Raw genomic sequence first — 18,595 nt, 5'->3', positions numbered from 1 at the left:
TCAACTCCTCTACTTCGCAAGCCGCACCTGTTGTTTGTCCTTCAGTTGGTGCTGGCCTGAGATAATAATGGATTCTCCATCCTGCAATCCTTCAATTACCGGATATATCGCATCCTCCAATGTGCCAAGTGTGACAGAGCGCTTAGTCGCCGTACCATTTTGATAGATGAACACAAATGCAGAGCCTTGTTCACGTACAACAGCAGTTGCTGGTACGACAGGAACCTTGCGTTCATTCTCCCCAGCAAGAATGACCTGAACCTTCATCCCCGCCTTTAATTCAAGCTTGGCATTATCCACTAACAGCTCCACAGCATACGTACGTGTGTCCATATCCATAACTGCGGATAAATAGGTAATAGAGCCCTCATACTTTTTTTCTGGCTTGCCAGACACATAGAAAGGCAACTTCTTCTTACCATGAAGCAGAGAAAGCATGTCTTCGGTCACTTTCCCCTGTACGCGAACGGTGTGGACATTGGCAACGCGTCCGATCTTCGTGCCTGGAGCCACATTCATTCCAGCAAGCACAGTCCATTCTGTCAAGACGCCATCGGTAGGAGCCTTGATTTCGGCTTCTGCAATCGCAAATTGCGCCTCTTTCAATTGAAACTCTGCTGCCGAGATTTGATCCTCGGCACCTACATCCTCTGCAAGTCTTTCCGCTGTATCCAGCTTCATTTTCAACACTTGCAAATCAAACTTTGTATTTTTAAGTTGCAGCTCAGACTGTTCTACAGAAGCTTTTTCTACAGTGCCTTCATCATAGCCGTTTTTCAGCTTATTCAACGCCTTTGTTTGCTCTTCGATTTGCTCTTCCATCTTCGTTATGGACATTCGCGTTTCCGAATTGTTCACACGTTTCGTCTCATGTGAAGTTTCTAGCAGTTTATTGGCATTCTGCAACGCCTGCTCTGCTCGCTGCTTTTGAGAAAGAATACGCGACACATCCGTCCGAGCGATCACTTCTCCGCGCTTCACACGATCTCCGCGCTTCTTCTCCACTGCCACAATTTCTCCGCTACCCTTAGCTACGATGTCTATCGTCACTGACGGCGCAATATCAGCGACGATCTCAGGTGCGGCCCCCATGATCTGTTTGGTCACAACGGTCGTCTTAACCTCTGCAACTGTAGATTGCGAATGTTGTTCGCTTGTCGCTTCGGGACCATTCGCTTGATCCGACGCAGAGCACCCAGCCACTCCCACAGCCGCTCCCGCAAGCATCAACATAAGCAGTATTTTCATGCTTCGTAAATGGGATTGATTCATGATGAGGTCTCCTTCCCTTCTGTTAGCGGCGCTGCTCCATTCCCTTGTTGATCAAGAAACTGGTTCTTGTTTCTTTTACGCCGAGCTATCATATCATACATAATTGGAACAACCACAAGCGTTAATAATGTGGATACCGTCAAGCCGCCAATTACAACAACCGCCAATCCGCGGGATATAAGCGTACCGTGGCCGAATCCAAATGCAAGTGGAAGCAGCGCCATAATGGTTGCTCCTGCCGTCATGATGATAGGCCGCAAACGGGATATACCCGCTTCTATCAACGCACTCCTCACATCCTGTCCGGCTTCTCGCAGCTGCTGCGCCTTATCGATATACACAATGGCATTCGTCACTACAATGCCGATCAACATCATGAAACCGATTAAGGAGGTAATATTAATCGATTCATTCGTAACAATCAAACCAAGCACACCGCCTATAGCTGCAAACGGCAGGGAAAACATAATCGCAAATGGAGCAGTCGCATTGCCGAACGTAAGTACCATAATCAAGTACACGACAAACACTGCCGCAGCCATTGCTATGAATAACTGTCCAAAGCTGTCTCCAATATCTGCACTTATGCCCGACACGGATCGTCCAACCCCGTCTGGCAGCTGGATCAGATCTAAGGAGGCTGCTACTTGTGCACTAATGCCGCCTTTGTTCTGTCCATTTAATTTCGCCGTAACATTGATGACCTGTTTCTGATTGTCTCGCTTAATGGAAGCTGGGGACTTCACTCGTTTAATCGTAGCGATATCCGCAACTGAAATGGTTTCCTGAGTCGGTGTTCTCAGTTGAATCTGCCCAACCGCGCTCAGATCACCACTCAACCCCTTCTCCGTCTCTACTACCGTGGACAACAGACCTTCTTGGTACCGATACTCGCCAATCTTATCTTGGAACAGCCACGTCTGCAGTGTGCCCTGGACGATAGCCGGTGTTAGTCCGAATTGTCTCGCTTTCCGCGGATCAACATCGATCACCACTTCAGAGGAAGCTTCGCTTAACGAATCTTTGATCTCGGACAACTCAGGGAATTTGATCATTTCTTGCTTGATAATTGCCGCTGCCTCTCTTAGCTGAACTGCATCTTCACCTGACAACACATATACAAAATCCGGCGCTGCACTGGTGTCCCCTGTCAATGTCCGTGTATCCAGCTCCGATCCAGCGGGAATATATGCTTCCAGCTTGGCTTTATATTCACGTCTTACTTGCTCCACATTAGCCTCTTCATTTACTTCCGTATAGATTTGGGCCATGTATGGCATCGCATTCGGATCGCCTGCGTACCCGACCAGCGTCTCAATGAACGTGAACAGCGGTTTATTCTGTGCGTCTTTAGCAGCGCGAAGCTCCGCTTCCATCTCCTTCATCACATTATCTGTCGCCTTCAAGGAATTCTCATAAGGAAGCTTAATGGTGAAGAAGAACTGACGCGGCGGTGTCCCTTCTGGCATTAACGTAAAGGCAAGCTGTGGGACAAGCGCAACCATTGTGACGATAAACAACAGAATTGAGATGAACAATGTCTTGATCCGATGATTGAGGGACCACACTAAGAGCTTGCGATAGCCGGTCGTAATTCTGGATGGCTTGTGCTCTCCAGCATCATGTCCCTTCACATTAGCCTGCTTCAGTACGAGCAGCTTCGCCAGCATCGGGATAACAGTCAGGGCCACGAGCAGTGATGCCATCAAAGCACAGGCCAATGTAATTGCGAAAGGACGGAACAGCTGCCCTGCTGCTCCACTGATCATGCCGATCGGTGCAAATACGCCCACTGTTGTTAACGTAGATGACGTAATTGCATTGGCTACTTCCTTCGTCGCCAGCGCGATAACGGATTCATTCCGTTGCTCAGCCCGATACAGCTTGGCATATATATTCTCAATGACGACAATACTGTCGTCGACCACACGGCCTATCGCAATAAACATGCCGCCGAGCGTCATAATATTAAGGGAGATATCCATCCATTTCATCAGCAATAGGGCAATAAGCACGGAGAGGGGGATGGATATGAGCACGATTAAGGTCATTCGCATATTTCTCAGAAAAACCAGAATCATGAGAGAGGCAAGCAGTGCACCAACTAATCCCTCCCGGACAAGCCCGCCAATGGATTGCTTCACTTCGTCAGCATAATTGTAGACCTTCTTGAAGGTTACACCTGTAAGTTCTGATTCCCACTTGCTCATCAAACGATCGGCACCTGTAGAGAATTCAACCGCGTTAGCTCCGTTCGCCTTATATAGCAAAATACCGATAGCCGGCTGATCATCCAGCCTCGCGATGAACTTGGATTCCGAGATCCCAGTGATCTTCCCGAGCTCCGTCAATCGGATCGTATCCCCCTGAGGGGATTGCACAGTAATTTCCTCTAGTTGCTTGACACTAGTTAATCCGTTGTTCATGCGGGCAAGCAGCGTATTCCCCTCCAATTCCACTGTTCCTGCCGGACCTGATGCCAAAGCGTTGCGGACGGCTTCTGAAACCTGAGCAGGCGTTAACCCATAGGAACGAAGCCTATCTGGAAGGAGTCCTATGCTCAGATGTGTACTTCGATCACCGATCACGTCCATATGATCCAAGCCTCGTAATGCTTGAAATCCCGGCTTAATCGTCTTGGTGAAATGCTCCTCTAATTGAGATTGCGTTACCCCCTCTTTTCCATATACCGCTAAATAGTAGGAAGGGATGGAGGCTACCCCAAATGTGGATACACGCGGTCGTTCTACACCCGATGGGAATGCTATTTCTTGGATCAAGCTTTCTATATCCGCCTTCTTCCGATCAGTATCCACCCCTTCTTCAAACCTGATAAGAATGGACGCTGTTTGGTCACTGGATGTGGAAGATATCGACTTGATTCTTTCCATGCCGGAGAGCTTCTTCTCAATCGGTTTCGTAACCTGTTCCACTACGTCCTGAGGGGGTGCTGCATATTGTGCAGTCACCATTACATACGGGATGGAAACGTCTGGCATGTTGTCTATTTTCAAGCCCGTCGACGCATAGATACCTCCCCCGAACAGCATTGCTACGATAATGAACACCGCAGCCACATTCTTCATTGAAAATCGAATCAACGAATTCATAATGTGTGTCTCTTCCTCCTCCTTAACGTCTCCGCGTCCCCTTGCGATAGCTTGAGATATACGCTAACAAGGAAATATGAACGGAGTATGAACTCAGGAACATTTTTACAATAATATTCTGCAAATTTGTGGATACAAAAAAACCATAACCGCGGTTCTCCTTTGGCTATGGTTCCATTCGTTCTCTTATATATAAATTTCATGATTGCAATTCCTTACATCGCATTAGGCGATCGCAGTCTAATCGTCACCGTCGTTCCTTCCCCAGTACGGCTCGCAATTGTGACTGTCCCTTGATGAAGCGCTATGACTTTATTGACAATTGCCAGTCCCAAACCACTTCCATTTCCATCTCTACGCCTTGACCGATCAACTTTATAAAACCGCTCAAATACCCGAGTTAGCTCTTGATCAGGGATACCTATCCCGGTATCGGTAATCGTCACTTGCGTCCACCCTGTCGGCTGGTTCGTTAACGAAATGGTAATTGTCCCATTGTTCGGCGTAAACTTCATGCTGTTGCCGATTATATTCATCCAAACATGGCTAAGCAGATCTTCGTCCGCGACAATCATTATAGGAGTCAACTGCAAATCCATATGCAGCGTCTTGTCTTTCCATTGCGGCTCGCAGGCCACTACAATTCTCCGAAGCTGCTCATCGAGCGCGTAAGCTCTCATGTTCATCGGATGATGATCCGACTCCAGAGAGGCCAGCTGGAGCAGGTTATCGCTTACCCGAGATAATCGCTCACTTTCCGTTAAAATAATGTGCAGATATCTCTCCCGCTGCTGTTCCGGAATGACATTCGATTTTAGAGCTTTAGTGAATCCTATGATTGAGGTTAGAGGGGACTGGATCTCATGCGATACATTGGAGACGAAATCCTGCCTCATCTGCTCAAGCTGGTTCAGCTCTTTAGCCATTTGATTGAAGCTATTCGCCAGCTCGCCAATCTCATCTCTTCTCCTCATGCGCAGCTCTGCCGAGAAATCCCCTTTTGCCATCTTCCTCGTTGCTGCAGTCATTCGCTTAACCGGCAATACAACAAATCGGGCAGCGATAAGGAAACATAAGCTGCCAACAACAAGCACGATGACGAGAACCATTGTAATAAATCGGCCGATTACATCCAACCCGCCAATCGACATTTGCAAAAATAAAGCCTGACGCTCGTTACCGATCTGTATAGGGATCCCGATAATCGGCTCTTGTTCATCATTATCCGCAATTGCACGAATCCGCTCCCCTTCCAGCACCTTCTTCAGCTGTTCTGCCTTAATGGGGTAACCTGCCCGTTCTTTCGCATTGTGGTGAATAACAGTGTCTCCATCACTATTCAATATCCGAACCTCATACATCGTAAGTGCCTTCAACGACATCACATAATCCTTAAATTGAGAGGCTGACATCGAAGTACGCAGACGAGCCAAGTCATCACCAAGATTCATCAATTGACGGTACGACACTTCCTCCATTTCCTTCTGAAACAACAACCCCGACACAGAAAAGGCGGCAATAATGCCGATAATAATTGCTAATATGAACGTAAGCACCACTTGAACGTACAGGGTCTTAATCATGACATACCTCAATTCGATATCCGAGGCTGCGAGCAGTCACAATATTAAAGATCTCCGAGTAGTTGGAAAATCGTTCACGGAGCCGCTTAATATGTACGTCAACGGTTCGGTCGTCCCCTGTATAGTCCATCCCCCATATATCCTGTATGAGCTGTTCCCTCGTTAAGATCTGCCCAGGGCAACTCGCAAGCTTAAACAAGAGTTCAAATTCCTTCAGTGGCAGTGTAATGACAGAGTCGTCATCCTCCATCATTACTTTATAACTGCTTCGATCCAGGCGCAGCGGGCCAAGCTGCACAACCTGCGAGAATGCAATTCGGTAACGCCGAAGCAGTGCTTTGACGCGCATTACCAGCTCCACTGGATCGAATGGCTTCGTTATATAATCGTCCGTTCCCAATTGGAATCCTCTTACCTTCTGCCCGGGTTCCCCTTTGGCTGTAGCCATAAGGATAGGCAAATCAGGATGTGAACGGCGCAGCTCCTCGCACAGCTCCCACCCATCCATATTCGGCATCATTATATCTAAAATGACAAGATCGACTCGCTCCGCATCCATGTACCGTAGCGCCTCCACCCCATCCCGTGCTTCAATAACGTGAAATCCTTCTGCTCGGAGATATAATCCTATCAGTTCCACTATATTTTCATCGTCGTCTGCGACCAATATCGTTCTCATGTGCAGGGTTTCTCCTTTGGTTTGGAACATTTTTCTATAAACCTATTGTAATACACGTTAACTCCGAATAACATCCTGGATTATTCCCATTCCATGAAAAAAGCACTGACCTCGTTGCGATCAATGCTCATCTACTCTCGACTTTTGTATCTGACTGAGTATTACTTCATCGAAGACGCTTAGCTTCTTAATTGATGAGCTGGTATACTTTGTTCACCCCTGATTTGATGCCTATATGCAAAATTTCCCAGTACTCATCGTATCGCCATGTACAATATTTCAATATTCTTCATTAGAAGATTCATTTAGATAGAACTGGTGCTCCAGCCGTTGAGATACACGACCGAGGCAACAAATTATATAGAATTTAGATAGTGGAACAAATATGTGAGGACTTAATGAATATATCTCTTTGGGTTTCACTTTATTGGTTAAAACCAAGAAGTTTATTGTTCTCTAACGAAGAATCATATTATCGTATATGACCTGTTACACAAAATATGATGAAGGAGAGATTGGATGGGAAAGTTAATCGAGGAGTACAAACAAGACTGTATGCTGCTGCGAGAAGCCGTCGAAGGTCTGTCTGAGGAAGAGCTACGTTTCCACCCTGCGCCGGACAAATGGAGCATCCTTCAAATAGTGATTCATGTGACGGATGATGAAATACTATCGACACATCGGTTGAGAAAAGTCTTAGCTGAGGAGGATCCACTTCTTCTATCATTTGATCAAAACGCCTGATCGGATAACCTGGGATATGAACTGTTGGATCGCGAACAACACCTGCTCCTGTTCCAGAGGGCCAGCATGCTACCGCTTCTGGAAAATCTGACTCCCGAACAGCTTGAACGGGTTGGGAAATATCCCGATGGAGAACAGTATACGTTCAAAGAGCTGCTGAAACTCTGCGTCAAGTTTCCGTACGCTAAGGAATTAAGGAATGCATCACAAAGTCAATTATGTTGCGTTTGGCTAATCAAAAAAGGGGATTTTGCCCTGTGATTGTTCGTTTCATAAAAGCCGTATTATCTAGGAACACAGTCCCACTTATATTCACAAACCCAACTACAATTGCTTCCATCAGGGTTACATTTCTTTATTAGCGTATAACAAGGTGGGCATGGTTGAGGTTGGTTAGTATAATAGGTCACTGGGTTTAATGAAAAGTATGGACTTACAGGATAGTATGGACTTACAGGATAGTATGGACTTACAGGATATTTATGCCGACTACATGTCGCTCTACATTCATCTGGAAACCCCCCTCCATTTATGCACCTTCTCATACATTCTCCATAGCTCTGAGGTTGAAATTGAGATTGATGATAATACAAAGACAATCACTCCTTATCTTAATATTAGTATGCAAACGCCAGGAAAACCCTGCAATCCATTGTTTTTGTCGTTGCAAATGGTTAAAGTCTCCATACAATACCTTCATTACCGAGGCCGGTCATATACCATAATGCTGCCATGGGCATGCATCCTTAAAATAATTTTCCCAATATTATATTGGGCCGCATATGTTTTGGGTGATTGTCTATGCATAATTAGGCGATTTACATATTCTATCCCATTTTTCTTAATTTCGCCGGAAAGTCGTCGATGCTTATCCTATAGGAAAAATCGTTTTAATACTGGATAATGCCCGTATTCATAATGCAAAATTACTGAAACCGTTTCTGAACGAAATGAAAGGAAGACTCAAACTGGTCTTTACGGTGGCTGATCGGCTTTGTATTAGTTATTCTAGTCGCCATCATTAGTTCAACTTATATATTATAAATAGTCGAATTTATTTCCGAGGATAATAACGTTGATCGATCGTTTGATTCATCGTATAACAAGAACAAACGTTCCTGTAATGTAAACTGACCGATAATATTACGAGGTGATTAACGATGCCTCCTACGATGGCAACTGGCGATGGACTCGAACTAATAAAATCCTACATTTTGCTCCCGATGATATTGTCCGCATACGAACGCGATAAACAGATTATCGAGGATTCCGTAAGAAATCCGGAAATATATACGGATATGATTTCGGCCGCAATGGATCGCGTAACGAAGTTGTTGACGGAGATTAGACGAGAGCTCAGAAATCGTGGAATTAAAGTATACGAAATAACTCGCGATACGGAAGGAATACGTGCGGATTTTATGTGCCGCGAATATACGAGTAACATGCGGATGTTGTGGTCGCTCATAACCGCTCAAGCTAACGAAAGGTTGCGCGTGTACATGAACGGGAGCTGCTGACGGATCTGAGCGTTGGCGGACGGAAATTTCCCACTAACTATCGAAGGTAATCACGAGGATTAGTCGAATAATGATTCAGGACATTACGAGATTATCAATCGTCATATGGCTAATCGGATAGGAATTGACGAAACCACTCTCAGAAAAAGAAGACGAGCCATTAAAAGGACGATTTTGAAAGCAGCGCAGTCGAGTTAGTACTGTGTACTTACCTCTTTCTTGAACATAGGAGATGTATTGACGGATATGACCTTTTTTCACACCCGCCAATTTATCAACCCCATGCTCTCTATTCAAGTACACAATAAAAAGATCCCGCAAAGCCTCACCGCTCTAGGCGTTAGCTCACCTTATGCTCAATTCTCAGCTTATCAGCGACCATCGCGATAAATTCAGAGTTCGTAGGCTTCGACTTACTGATGTTGATTGTGTAGCCAAATAGACGGCTGATGCTGTCGATGTTGCCACGCGTCCATGCTACTTCGATCGCATGACGGATTGCACGCTCAACGCGGCTTGGTGTCGTTTTGTACTTCTCCGCGATCGCTGGATACAGCGTTTTCGTGATGGAGCCCAAAATTTCGATATTGTTGTACACCATCGTGATTGCTTCGCGCAAGTACTGATATCCTTTAATATGCGCAGGAACCCCGATTTCATGTATGATGGACGTGATATTCGCGTCTAAGTTTTTGGATTTGCCAAGCGGTACAACATTCGACTTCGATACAGATGATGTCATTAAGTTACTAGCAGATCCTCCAGTTACCGAAGCATTGGATGCAACACCTGCCAGCTGTCTAATACGATTCGCCAAAATGTCCATATCGAAAGGCTTCAATATGTAATAGGATGCGCCAAGTTGAACCGCACGTTGCGTAATGCTCTCTTGGCCGAAGGCTGTGAGCATAATGATCTTCGGTTGCGGGGACAAGTCCATATTGCGCAAGCGCTCAAGTACACCCAAACCATCCAAATGAGGCATAATAATATCGAGAATGAGCACGTCAGGCACCGCTCTCGTCTGCTCAAGGAATTGGAGCACCTCTTCGCCATTATAGGCAACACCAGTAACGACCATGTCGTCTTGTTCGGATAAGAAATCAGCCAACAAATTTGTAAATTCTCTGTTGTCGTCCGCTAACAATATTTCGATCTTTTGCAACTTGGGATCCTCCCTTGTCAAAGTTTCGCACACGATAGTAACCGGTTTGGTGTTTATCGCTTCCAGATCATGTTATTCGACATCAAAGATGAAATTCCTTCTGTCGAAAACTTTTTTTCTTTATTTTTTAAAATTTTTCTATTATAATTAATGATTTGTCCAACGATCCAACAGATTTCGTATTCATTCGTATCGATTCGACATATCCTGAAGATTGATGCGATCGTCGTGATGTAAAGAAAAAGAAGGATCACGTTGAACGTGAACCTTCCCTTGTTCATTCATTGACTGAGGCGAAGCCAGGACAACACCAGCATCCTGCAGCATCCATTCGATAAAGCATCCATAGCCTGAGCTTGGATCATTGACGAACACATGCGTAACTGCACCAATCAATTTGCCATCTTGAATAATCGGACTGCCGCTCATCCCTTGCACAATGCCTCCGGTTTTTTGCAGCAGCCGCGGATCTGTTATGCGGATAACCATCCCTTTGGTTGCAGGTGCTGATTGCTTCGTAACATGGACGACTTCAATCTTGTATCGTTCCACTTGTTGACCATTCACCACGGTCAGCATTTCGGCAGGTCCCACCTTAACCTCTTCGCGGAATGCAACAGGAATCGGTTCTTTATATACACTATGTTCTGGATTCGATACCATCTTACCAAAAATGCCAAATGGCGTATTGCGTTCGATATTGCCTAAAACACGGCTTTCCTTCACAAATTGAGCACGTTTTTCACCTGGTTCTCCATTTTGACTTTTCGAAATGGAAGTTACATGGGACTGGACAATTTCACCTTGCCCCACCACGATCGGAGTCTGCGTGTCCATATCCGTAATGATATGTCCAAGCGCCCCATACACTCCTTGGTCTGGAGCATAGAACGTCAAAGTTCCGACTCCGGCTGCTGAATCTCGGATGTACAAGCCTAGCCGCCACGTTTTGTCCTCCTGATCGTACGCGGGGGTCAACTGAGCTTTCACTTCTGTATCGCCGCGCCGAATTACAAGATCAAGTGGACGTTTGTTCTCGCCAGCCTGCTTCACGATATCCGCAACCTTGCTTACATCATTCAATCGATTTCCGTTCATACTCGTAATGAGATCACCAAGGCGAACACCTGCCTCTTCACCTGGAGATACTTTGCGTTCTCCCTCAACCTTCACAAGATGATGGCCGACAACAAGGATGCCTGCTGATTTGACTTTGACGCCAATCGTTTGGCCTCCGGGAATGACACGCAAATTCGGAACTACATTCACTTTCAATGTCTTGAGTGGAATGCCTCCGAACAGCTTCAATTTCAGCTCTGCTTGACCAGATTGGGCTGACTGTAATGAAATTGGACGATTCGGTGATAATTGGAATGTAGGTCGATTCTCGCCGTTCACACGCAAAATATCCGGTCGATCTACCGTCGCTGAAGCCTGAACAGGCATCACGAGATCAAGCTTCGTTTGCTGTCCTTCAAATAACCTCAGTTGATTCGGCAGCGCCGCATACGTGCGAAAGGTTGCTGTTGTAGTGCTTAAGCATACAAGAATGACGAGCATTAGGCCAAGCAGTCGTTTGACGTTGGGGTTCAAAGGTGGTCACACTCCTTTGTTAGACGGAAGCTTGACGAAAAGAGACGTGCCCATTTCGTAACTTTAAGGTATCCCCGGCCCCTACGTTTTATAAGTGAAAATGATTCCTAAATCCCTTAGAATTACGCACCTTTTTGACGTTCAGCCAATTCAAGCATTTCTTGTGCGTGATGCATAGTCGCTTCCGTTACTTCCACACCGCCCAGCATGCGAGCAAGCTCGATAATACGACCTTCATCCTCCAATTCATGTACCTGAGTAGAAGTTCGTTCATCTCGAACCTGCTTCTCGATGTAGTATTGGTGGTCAGCCATGCAAGCAACCTGTGGAAGATGAGTAATAGCGAATACTTGTCCACTCCGAGACACTTCAGCAAGCTTCTCAGCAATGGCTTGAGCGGCCCGGCCACTTACGCCAGTATCCACTTCGTCAAATACGAGCACTGGGATTCGATCAACTTCGGCGAAGATTGTCTTCATGGCAAGCATGATACGTGACAACTCACCGCCAGATGCGATCTTATGGAGCGGACGCAATGGCTCTCCAGGGTTCGGTGAAATAAGGAACTCTGCATCATCCCATCCGTTCTTCGTGAAGCGAACAGATACACCGTCGACCTCATGCCCGCCTTGTCCATCCTGCAATCGATCCAAACGGACATCAAGCCGAGTACGTTCCATATGAAGATGCTGCAGTTCCGCTTCAATTCGCTTCGTCAATTCCAGTGATAACTCTCGGCGAGCATCACTCAGGGCTTGCGCTCGCTTAGCGAGCTTACCCAGACGTTCTTGTGTCTCTGCTTCGAGCTTCAATATGCGTTCATCCTTATGTTCCAGCTTGTCAGCTTCATCTTCAATCTTGGCTAAATATTCAAGCATCTCCTCAACAGTTGAGCCATACTTGCGCTTCAATGAAGTCAGCTGATCCAGTCGATCCTCAATTTGTTCAAGGCGTTCCGGATTGAACTCGATATTCTCACGGTAATCGCGGAGCTGGTAAGCCGCATCTTCCAGTTGATAATACGCATTTTGCATTTGCTCAATTATAGGCTGAAACTTAACTGTGTCGTACATGAGCACATCTTCAAGTTTGGAAATTGCGACACTAACGGAATCCATTGCACCTTGGCCATACAAGCGTTCATAAGATACATTTACATGATCCATAAGCTGCTCCGCATTGGCTAGTTTGCGCTTTTCTTCCGTTAATGATTCATCCTCGCCAATTTTTAACTGTGCATTGCGCAGCTCCTCAATCTGGAACCGGTACAGATCAAGCATCTGGTAGGCTTGCTGACTCGTTTCCTTCAATTGATTCAATTCATGCTGCAGCGCCATGAAGCATCCGTAATCATCACGATATTTCCGCTTAAGTACTGCAACCTCTTCCCCGCCATAAGCATCGAGCCAGTCCAAGTGACGCTCAACCTTGAGCAGGGATTGGTGCTCATGCTGCCCATGAATATTTATGAGCAGCTCACCGATTTCGCGCAGCATCGTCAACGTAACCATTTGACCATTGATCCGGCACATGCTCTTGCCCTGCGCGGTCAATTCCCTGCGAATAATGAGGAGCTCTTCACTGCTTCCCTGAATCCCTAAGCGGGAAAGCGCCTCCCATACCGGATGATCAATGGCAAGATCGAACGAAGCCTCGACTTCCGCGCGATCACACCCATATCGAACAAAATCTGCTGATCCCCTTGCTCCTCCGATAAGACCTAACGCATCAATAATGATCGACTTGCCCGCGCCCGTTTCCCCCGTTAAGACATGAAATCCACGGTGAAACCGCAGCTGTACCGATTCAATAACCGCCAAATTGCGGATAGATATAGCTACTAGCAAGAAGAACCCCTCCCGGAAGAACACTTATGAAATGTAACTCATCACTTGATCAACAACACTCTGACTCAATTCTTTGGTACGGCAAATGATCAAGATTGTATCATCACCGCATACCGTGCCCATAATTTCAGGCCATTCAATCGAGTCCATCAATACAGCGATCGCATTTGCTGTACCTGGTAGACACTTCATGACTACTAAGTTTTCAGCGCTGTCTACACTGACGAAGTTATCAAGAAGTGACCGCTTTAACTTCTGTGCAGGATTGAAGCGCTGATCGATTGGGAGTGAATATTTATATCGGCCATTGTCCATTGGCACCTTAATGAGATGCAATTCTTTCATATCCCGAGATACAGTTGCTTGAGTAACATGGAACCCTGCATTGCGCAATGAATCCACCAGCTCGTCTTGCGTCTCAATATCGTTATTCATTACGATTTCTCGGATTTTAATATGTCGTTGTCCTTTCATGCATGCCCTCCATACTGTCTACACCATAATTCCATGACTTATTATTTGCTTATTGCGATAACTTTCATATTGCATTGTTCGCTTGCCATTCTTTCATACCTACGCCTAATCTTGCAAGGGTCAAGCTTCTGCTTCCCCAAACTCCATATGAAGCATGCGAATTCGCCGCTCTGCCATATCAACGACAAGCAGCCCATCACATTCAGGATATGCCGCGAAGTAAGCTCCCCAATGTCTGCGAATCGCACTAGCGCTCCAATCGAGCTGCATCCGTTCGCGTACGATACGAACAATATACCATTGTTCGCCCCGTTTGACGACCATATCAATCCACAATTTCGTGGACTCTAGCTCTTCTCCGTTCATCTGAATCTGAATTGGCACAAAATACTTGCCGCCAATGATCTCGTAACCCGCTGACTCAAGCAATGCGACAATTTCATCATCCTGCGGATATCTCTCGGATAAGCACACATTCTCCATCGCTTCAGGTGTTCGCATATAATGTCGTATTGCATATCCAATCCATACAGCCAAACCAATTCCGATCAATCCCATGATCCAACGATCACCCATCGAAATTCACCCCTGGTTCGCAGCCTATGCGCATATAGATTTGATTAGATACGTGCTATGGTGCAAAAGAAACTCATCCGACGGATGCTTGTCCCGGATGAGTTTCTTCTACAGCATGTTCCATTGCCAGCTAGGATCGGAACGTAGTATGTGCCTCCCTCACGATGTCAGCGATCAGATCGCGTGATACATGCGGCACTTCTTCTTCCGTAAGTTCAGGCACATTCCAGTACGCTAGAAATTCAATATTGCCCTCTCCGCCCGTTATTGGAGAGTACGTTAACCCTTCCAATTGGAAACCGATCGAGGCAGCAAAATCAAGAATCTCTCTCAACACCTGCTCATGTGTGCTTGCTTCACGAACAATTCCCGATTTGCCAACCTTCTCACGCCCTGCTTCGAATTGAGGCTTAATCAGTGCAACTACCCGTCCAGGCTTAGCCAGCAATCGCGCAAGTGGTGGTAGGATCAGTTTCAAGGAAATAAAAGAAACATCAATAGAAGCTGTATCCGGTACCGGTCCTACTAAATCCCCTGGTTCCGTATATCGGAAATTCGTTCTCTCCATGACGATTACCCGATCATCATTGCGCAAAGACCAATCAAGCTGGTTGTAGCCGACATCTACCGCATACACCTTCTGTGCACCATTTTGCAATGCGCAATCGGTAAATCCCCCAGTAGATGCTCCAATATCAAGCATTACAGCGTCCTGCATGTCCAATCCGAATTGCTGGATCGCCTTCTCCAGCTTAAGTCCGCCGCGGCTCACATAAGGATGAACCGCTCCCTTCACGGTAATTGCAGCATCACGCGGTACTTTCATGCCAGCCTTTTCAATTCGTTCCGCATTTGCAAGCACAAGGCCTGCCATGATGGCAGCCTTGGCCTTCTCTCTACTCGTATAATACCCCTGCTCGACGAGCAGGACATCAATTCGTTCCTTCGGTATAGACATTCTGTACTCCCGTCTCATTCCATTCATTCATCAATGCGAACATAATTAAGCCCGAGTCAACCGATTATTGCCGCCTGTTGCGAATAACATCGAATGAACCTCTTTCACAACCCGTTCAGGTGTTAAGCCAACTTCATTCCGCTGTTCCTTAATGCTACCATGTTCGACGAAGCAATCAGGAACCCCAATTGGCTTCACTCTCATATCGTAAACGCCATAGTTAGCATACCATTCCAGTACAGCACTACCTAAACCTCCGATTGCCGAGCTTTCTTCCAACACGATTACCGGAATGCGATCCTTCCCTAGCTGATGCAGCATCTCGTTATCAAGCGGCTTAACAAATCTCGCATTAATCACTCGAATACGAATGCCTTCTTTTCGCAACAACTCTGCTGCTTCCTCTGCAACCTGCACCATCGGACCGATAGCCAGAACAGCCGCTGAATCTCCATTCCGAACGGTTTCCCACGTTCCTATTGGAATCGGGCTCAATTCGGTGTCCATTGGCACCCCTACAACCGCATTACGCGGATAGCGAACGGCAATCGGGCCTGCGTCATAATCAACAGCCGTCTTCATCATATGACGAAGCTCATTCTCGTCCTTCGGCATCATAATGACCATATTCGGGATATGACGCAAGAATGGTATATCATATACCCCTTGATGCGTCTCCCCATCTGGGCCTACGAAGCCCGCTCGGTCAATTGCAAAGATGACATTAGCTTGTTGACGGCAAATATCATGTACAACCTGATCGTACGCTCGCTGCAGGAAGGTTGAATATACCGCAAAAACAGGCTTCATTCCTTCCATAGCCATAGCAGCGCACATCGTTGCTGCATGCTGCTCTGCGATACCTACATCAATCATCCGGTTGGGATACAGCTTCTCGAACTTCAAGAGTCCTGATCCACCTGGCATTGCAGGTGTTACTGCCACGATTCGCTCGTCTTGCTCAGCAAGCTCAATGAGCACATCGCTGAAGATATCGGTGTAATTCGGTGTGCCCACTGATTTAAGGGGCTGGCCGGATTCAATCTTATAAGGTGTTGCCCCATGCCATTTATGGGAATCGGCTTCAGCTGGTGAATATCCTTTCCCTTTGCGGGTTACAACATGGACGAGAACCGGTCCATCGATACGGTCTGCCTGCTGGAAAATGTCCAGAAGCTTATCAATATCATGACCGTCTACAGGGCCAAAATATTTCAAGCCGAATTCTTCGAACAGCATGCCGGAGACGACTAGGTATTTCAGTCCGTCCTTCACGCGTTCTGCCGTTTTAGCCAGCTTACCGCCAATAGCCGGAATTTTTTTGAGCAACTGTTCAACTTCTTCTTTGGCTTTTTTATAGTTGCGGTCAGAGCGAATTTTACACAAATAATTATGTAATGCTCCTACATTTGGCGCAATGGACATTTCGTTGTCATTCAGCACAACCATCAACTTGCGCTTTTCATGCCCGATATGGTTCAATGCTTCCAGCGCCATACCGCCTGTGAGCGCACCGTCTCCTATGATTGCGACTACCCGATTATCCTGACCTTGCAGGTCACGGGACAATGCCATCCCCATTGCGGCGGACAAAGACGTACTGCTGTGTCCGGCTTCCCATACATCGTGTTCGCTCTCTGCACGCTTCACAAAGCCGCATAAACCTTTATATTGGCGCAATGTATCGAACTGATCCTTGCGTCCTGTTAATATTTTGTGAACGTAGGCTTGATGGCCAACGTCGTATAACATTTTGTCCTTCGGGCTGTCATAGTAATAATGCAGGGCAAGCGTTAGCTCAACAATCCCCAAGTTAGATGCTAGATGACCTCCGGTCACTGCCAGCTTTTCAATTAAGAATTGACGAATTTCGGCCGCTAGCGGCTCCAGTTGCTCCTTAGGCAACTGCTTCAAGTCGCTAGGTTGATTAATCTGTTCGAGCAGCACGGGATTTCCCTCGCTTTCGTTGTTTCGATTTGCTGCGTTTCACGGTGAAGAACGAAATATTGAACTTCGTCTCCAACACGTAGAAACACTTCCCAATTAGCAGGACGATCGGAGTGGCGTAATAAATAGCAAAGGATTTTCCGAGTGCCTTCCCGCCAACCGTCAATGCTGATACGAGTCCTGTGAAGACAACGCTCGTTACCGTCTTCATTACTGCGGAGTCAGCATCCATCGAATATAACAAGTTCGTAACGACAATTGCTGTAGCCGACCCACTGATTACTCCAGTCATATCGCCAATCACGTCATTACAGAAGTTGGAGAATCGGTCTGCGTTACGAACGATTGCGATCGCCTGCTTCGCGCCAGCAACCTTCTCAGAAGCCATGGCGTGAAAAGGTGTCTCCTTCGCTGCCGCTGCAGATAACCCCATCATATCAAAAAACACTCCGATGAGCACGAGTAGGAGCACGATCACCATCCCGATGCCCCAGCCTACTCCCTCCAGCATCGAAGTCGATACGACGGAAAAAATAGCTGCTAGAGCAAATGTGACGATGAAAATAAATACGCTCCACCGAACGGAATGTTTGAAAGAGAATTTCATTGTATGTGATGTTCCATCCTTTATGTGTTAGAACTGTCAAATCAGTTACGTAAAGTTAAGAGTGGCAACTTCTCAAGTAAACGCTGTGGCTTAGGTCCAGTAGGTTTTCCCAGATGCTCGCCTCCTCGTCGCCGAGCAGGCCGTTTCCAATTAAGAGCGCCTTGACGTTGTCGCCAATCGCCAGACTGAATTACCACTTAGTCCACACTATAATCCTTAAGAAGCTTCACGCCAGTGAACAGTCTAGGAGTTTTCCTCGGGCAGCCCTGAACCAACCCCTAGCCTCTTTTGCAAGCTAGATTTCATACGGCATACGATTCATGCGTACTTTGGCCGAAGTCCACCGAATCTACACATCCGCAATCCCCGCAGGCTCACTCAAGGCAGGCTACGCTACAAACAAGCCGGGTACGTACATCACGCTTCATAATAGAATGAAGAATTGCAATGTGCGACTCGTAATGTAGGTTCATACCCCAAGCCGTAATGCGACGCTCGAGGGCGTCATACCACGCACTTG

General features: G+C 46.6%; 13 protein-coding genes and 2 pseudogenes. 3 read left to right on the top strand and 12 right to left on the bottom strand.

From position 1 onward, the window contains the following. Positions 1-9: 9 nt before the first annotated feature. The 4 genes from ABN764_RS01330 to ABN764_RS01315 all read right to left on the bottom strand — a co-directional run bounded on the left by ABN764_RS01330 (position 10) and on the right by ABN764_RS01315 (position 6,644). Positions 10-1,272: an efflux RND transporter periplasmic adaptor subunit gene (locus tag ABN764_RS01330; RefSeq protein WP_446670714.1), complete on the bottom strand. Its 1,263-nt coding sequence runs from the start codon at positions 1,270-1,272 to the stop codon at positions 10-12. After that, positions 1,269-4,382 (bottom strand): efflux RND transporter permease subunit, encoded by a 3,114-nt coding sequence (locus ABN764_RS01325; RefSeq protein ID WP_446670713.1) that lies wholly within the window; start codon positions 4,380-4,382, stop codon positions 1,269-1,271. Before ABN764_RS01325 ends, ABN764_RS01330 begins: the two co-directional genes overlap by 4 nt. Before the next feature lie 215 nt (positions 4,383-4,597). Continuing rightward, complete coding sequence (locus ABN764_RS01320; RefSeq protein ID WP_268623291.1) at positions 4,598-5,965, bottom strand: sensor histidine kinase; 1,368 nt, start codon at positions 5,963-5,965, stop codon at positions 4,598-4,600. Continuing rightward, on the bottom strand, positions 5,958-6,644 hold the full coding sequence (locus ABN764_RS01315; RefSeq protein WP_083544929.1) for a response regulator transcription factor: 687 nt from the start codon (positions 6,642-6,644) through the stop codon (positions 5,958-5,960). Before ABN764_RS01315 ends, ABN764_RS01320 begins: the two co-directional genes overlap by 8 nt. A 519-nt stretch (positions 6,645-7,163) precedes the next feature. Here ABN764_RS01315 and ABN764_RS01310 point away from each other — a divergent pair. The 3 genes and pseudogenes from ABN764_RS01310 to ABN764_RS01300 all read left to right on the top strand — a co-directional run. After that, a pseudogene (locus ABN764_RS01310) lies at positions 7,164-7,562 on the top strand (DinB family protein); the annotation flags it as partial. A gap of 689 nt (positions 7,563-8,251) precedes the next feature. Then, positions 8,252-8,365, top strand: a pseudogene (locus ABN764_RS01305) (IS630 family transposase); the annotation flags it as partial. A gap of 183 nt (positions 8,366-8,548) precedes the next feature. Beyond that, on the top strand, positions 8,549-8,908 hold the full coding sequence (locus ABN764_RS01300; RefSeq protein ID WP_446670712.1) for a YhjD family protein: 360 nt from the start codon (positions 8,549-8,551) through the stop codon (positions 8,906-8,908). A gap of 340 nt (positions 8,909-9,248) precedes the next feature. Here ABN764_RS01300 and spo0A read toward each other — a convergent pair whose 3' ends face one another. From spo0A to ABN764_RS01260, 8 genes are all read right to left on the bottom strand, one after another. Next, positions 9,249-10,073 (bottom strand): sporulation transcription factor Spo0A, encoded by an 825-nt coding sequence (gene spo0A, locus ABN764_RS01295; protein ID WP_021252968.1) that lies wholly within the window; start codon positions 10,071-10,073, stop codon positions 9,249-9,251. A 183-nt stretch (positions 10,074-10,256) separates the two neighbouring features. Then, positions 10,257-11,666 (bottom strand): SpoIVB peptidase, encoded by a 1,410-nt coding sequence (spoIVB, locus tag ABN764_RS01290; protein ID WP_446670711.1) that lies wholly within the window; start codon positions 11,664-11,666, stop codon positions 10,257-10,259. 122 nt (positions 11,667-11,788) lie between these two features. Next, positions 11,789-13,513: a DNA repair protein RecN gene (gene recN, locus ABN764_RS01285; protein WP_065293214.1), complete on the bottom strand. Its 1,725-nt coding sequence runs from the start codon at positions 13,511-13,513 to the stop codon at positions 11,789-11,791. A gap of 24 nt (positions 13,514-13,537) precedes the next feature. Continuing rightward, entirely contained in the window at positions 13,538-13,987 is a 450-nt protein-coding gene (gene ahrC / locus ABN764_RS01280) for a transcriptional regulator AhrC/ArgR (RefSeq protein WP_005546729.1), read from the bottom strand. Positions 13,988-14,107: 120 nt separating this feature from the next. Beyond that, on the bottom strand, positions 14,108-14,563 hold the full coding sequence (locus ABN764_RS01275) for a hypothetical protein (RefSeq protein ID WP_021252971.1): 456 nt from the start codon (positions 14,561-14,563) through the stop codon (positions 14,108-14,110). A gap of 130 nt (positions 14,564-14,693) precedes the next feature. Then, complete coding sequence (locus ABN764_RS01270) at positions 14,694-15,521, bottom strand: TlyA family RNA methyltransferase (protein ID WP_446670710.1); 828 nt, start codon at positions 15,519-15,521, stop codon at positions 14,694-14,696. 45 nt (positions 15,522-15,566) lie between these two features. Then, entirely contained in the window at positions 15,567-17,468 is a 1,902-nt protein-coding gene (gene dxs / locus ABN764_RS01265) for a 1-deoxy-D-xylulose-5-phosphate synthase (protein ID WP_446670709.1), read from the bottom strand. Beyond that, the gene (locus ABN764_RS01260) at positions 17,449-18,075 is read right to left on the bottom strand and encodes a hypothetical protein (RefSeq protein WP_021252974.1); all 627 of its coding nucleotides are present in this window, start codon (positions 18,073-18,075) and stop codon (positions 17,449-17,451) included. The genes dxs and ABN764_RS01260 overlap by 20 nt, the downstream gene beginning before the upstream one ends. Positions 18,076-18,595: the final 520 nt, after the last annotated feature.

Source organism: Paenibacillus wuxiensis (assembly GCF_040195695.1).
GTDB classification, from domain to species: domain Bacteria; phylum Bacillota; class Bacilli; order Paenibacillales; family Paenibacillaceae; genus Paenibacillus_B; species Paenibacillus_B suaedae.
This window is presented reverse-complemented; position numbering and strand designations above follow the sequence as displayed.

Bases quoted from the DNA above. Each gene is read 5' to 3' on its own strand.
- ABN764_RS01315 (WP_083544929.1), bottom strand. From the start codon at position 6,644: ATGAGAACGATATTGGTCGCAGACGACGATGAAAATATAGTGGAACTG.
- ahrC (WP_005546729.1), bottom strand. From the start codon at position 13,987: ATGAAAGGACAACGACATATTAAAATCCGAGAAATCGTAATGAATAAC.
- ABN764_RS01270 (WP_446670710.1), bottom strand. From the start codon at position 15,521: ATGTCTATACCGAAGGAACGAATTGATGTCCTGCTCGTCGAGCAGGGG.
- ABN764_RS01275 (WP_021252971.1), bottom strand. From the start codon at position 14,563: ATGGGTGATCGTTGGATCATGGGATTGATCGGAATTGGTTTGGCTGTA.
- ABN764_RS01325 (WP_446670713.1), bottom strand. From the start codon at position 4,382: ATGAATTCGTTGATTCGATTTTCAATGAAGAATGTGGCTGCGGTGTTC.
- ABN764_RS01330 (WP_446670714.1), bottom strand. From the start codon at position 1,272: ATGAATCAATCCCATTTACGAAGCATGAAAATACTGCTTATGTTGATG.
- ABN764_RS01300 (WP_446670712.1), top strand. From the start codon at position 8,549: ATGCCTCCTACGATGGCAACTGGCGATGGACTCGAACTAATAAAATCC.
- ABN764_RS01320 (WP_268623291.1), bottom strand. From the start codon at position 5,965: ATGATTAAGACCCTGTACGTTCAAGTGGTGCTTACGTTCATATTAGCA.
- ABN764_RS01260 (WP_021252974.1), bottom strand. From the start codon at position 18,075: ATGAAATTCTCTTTCAAACATTCCGTTCGGTGGAGCGTATTTATTTTC.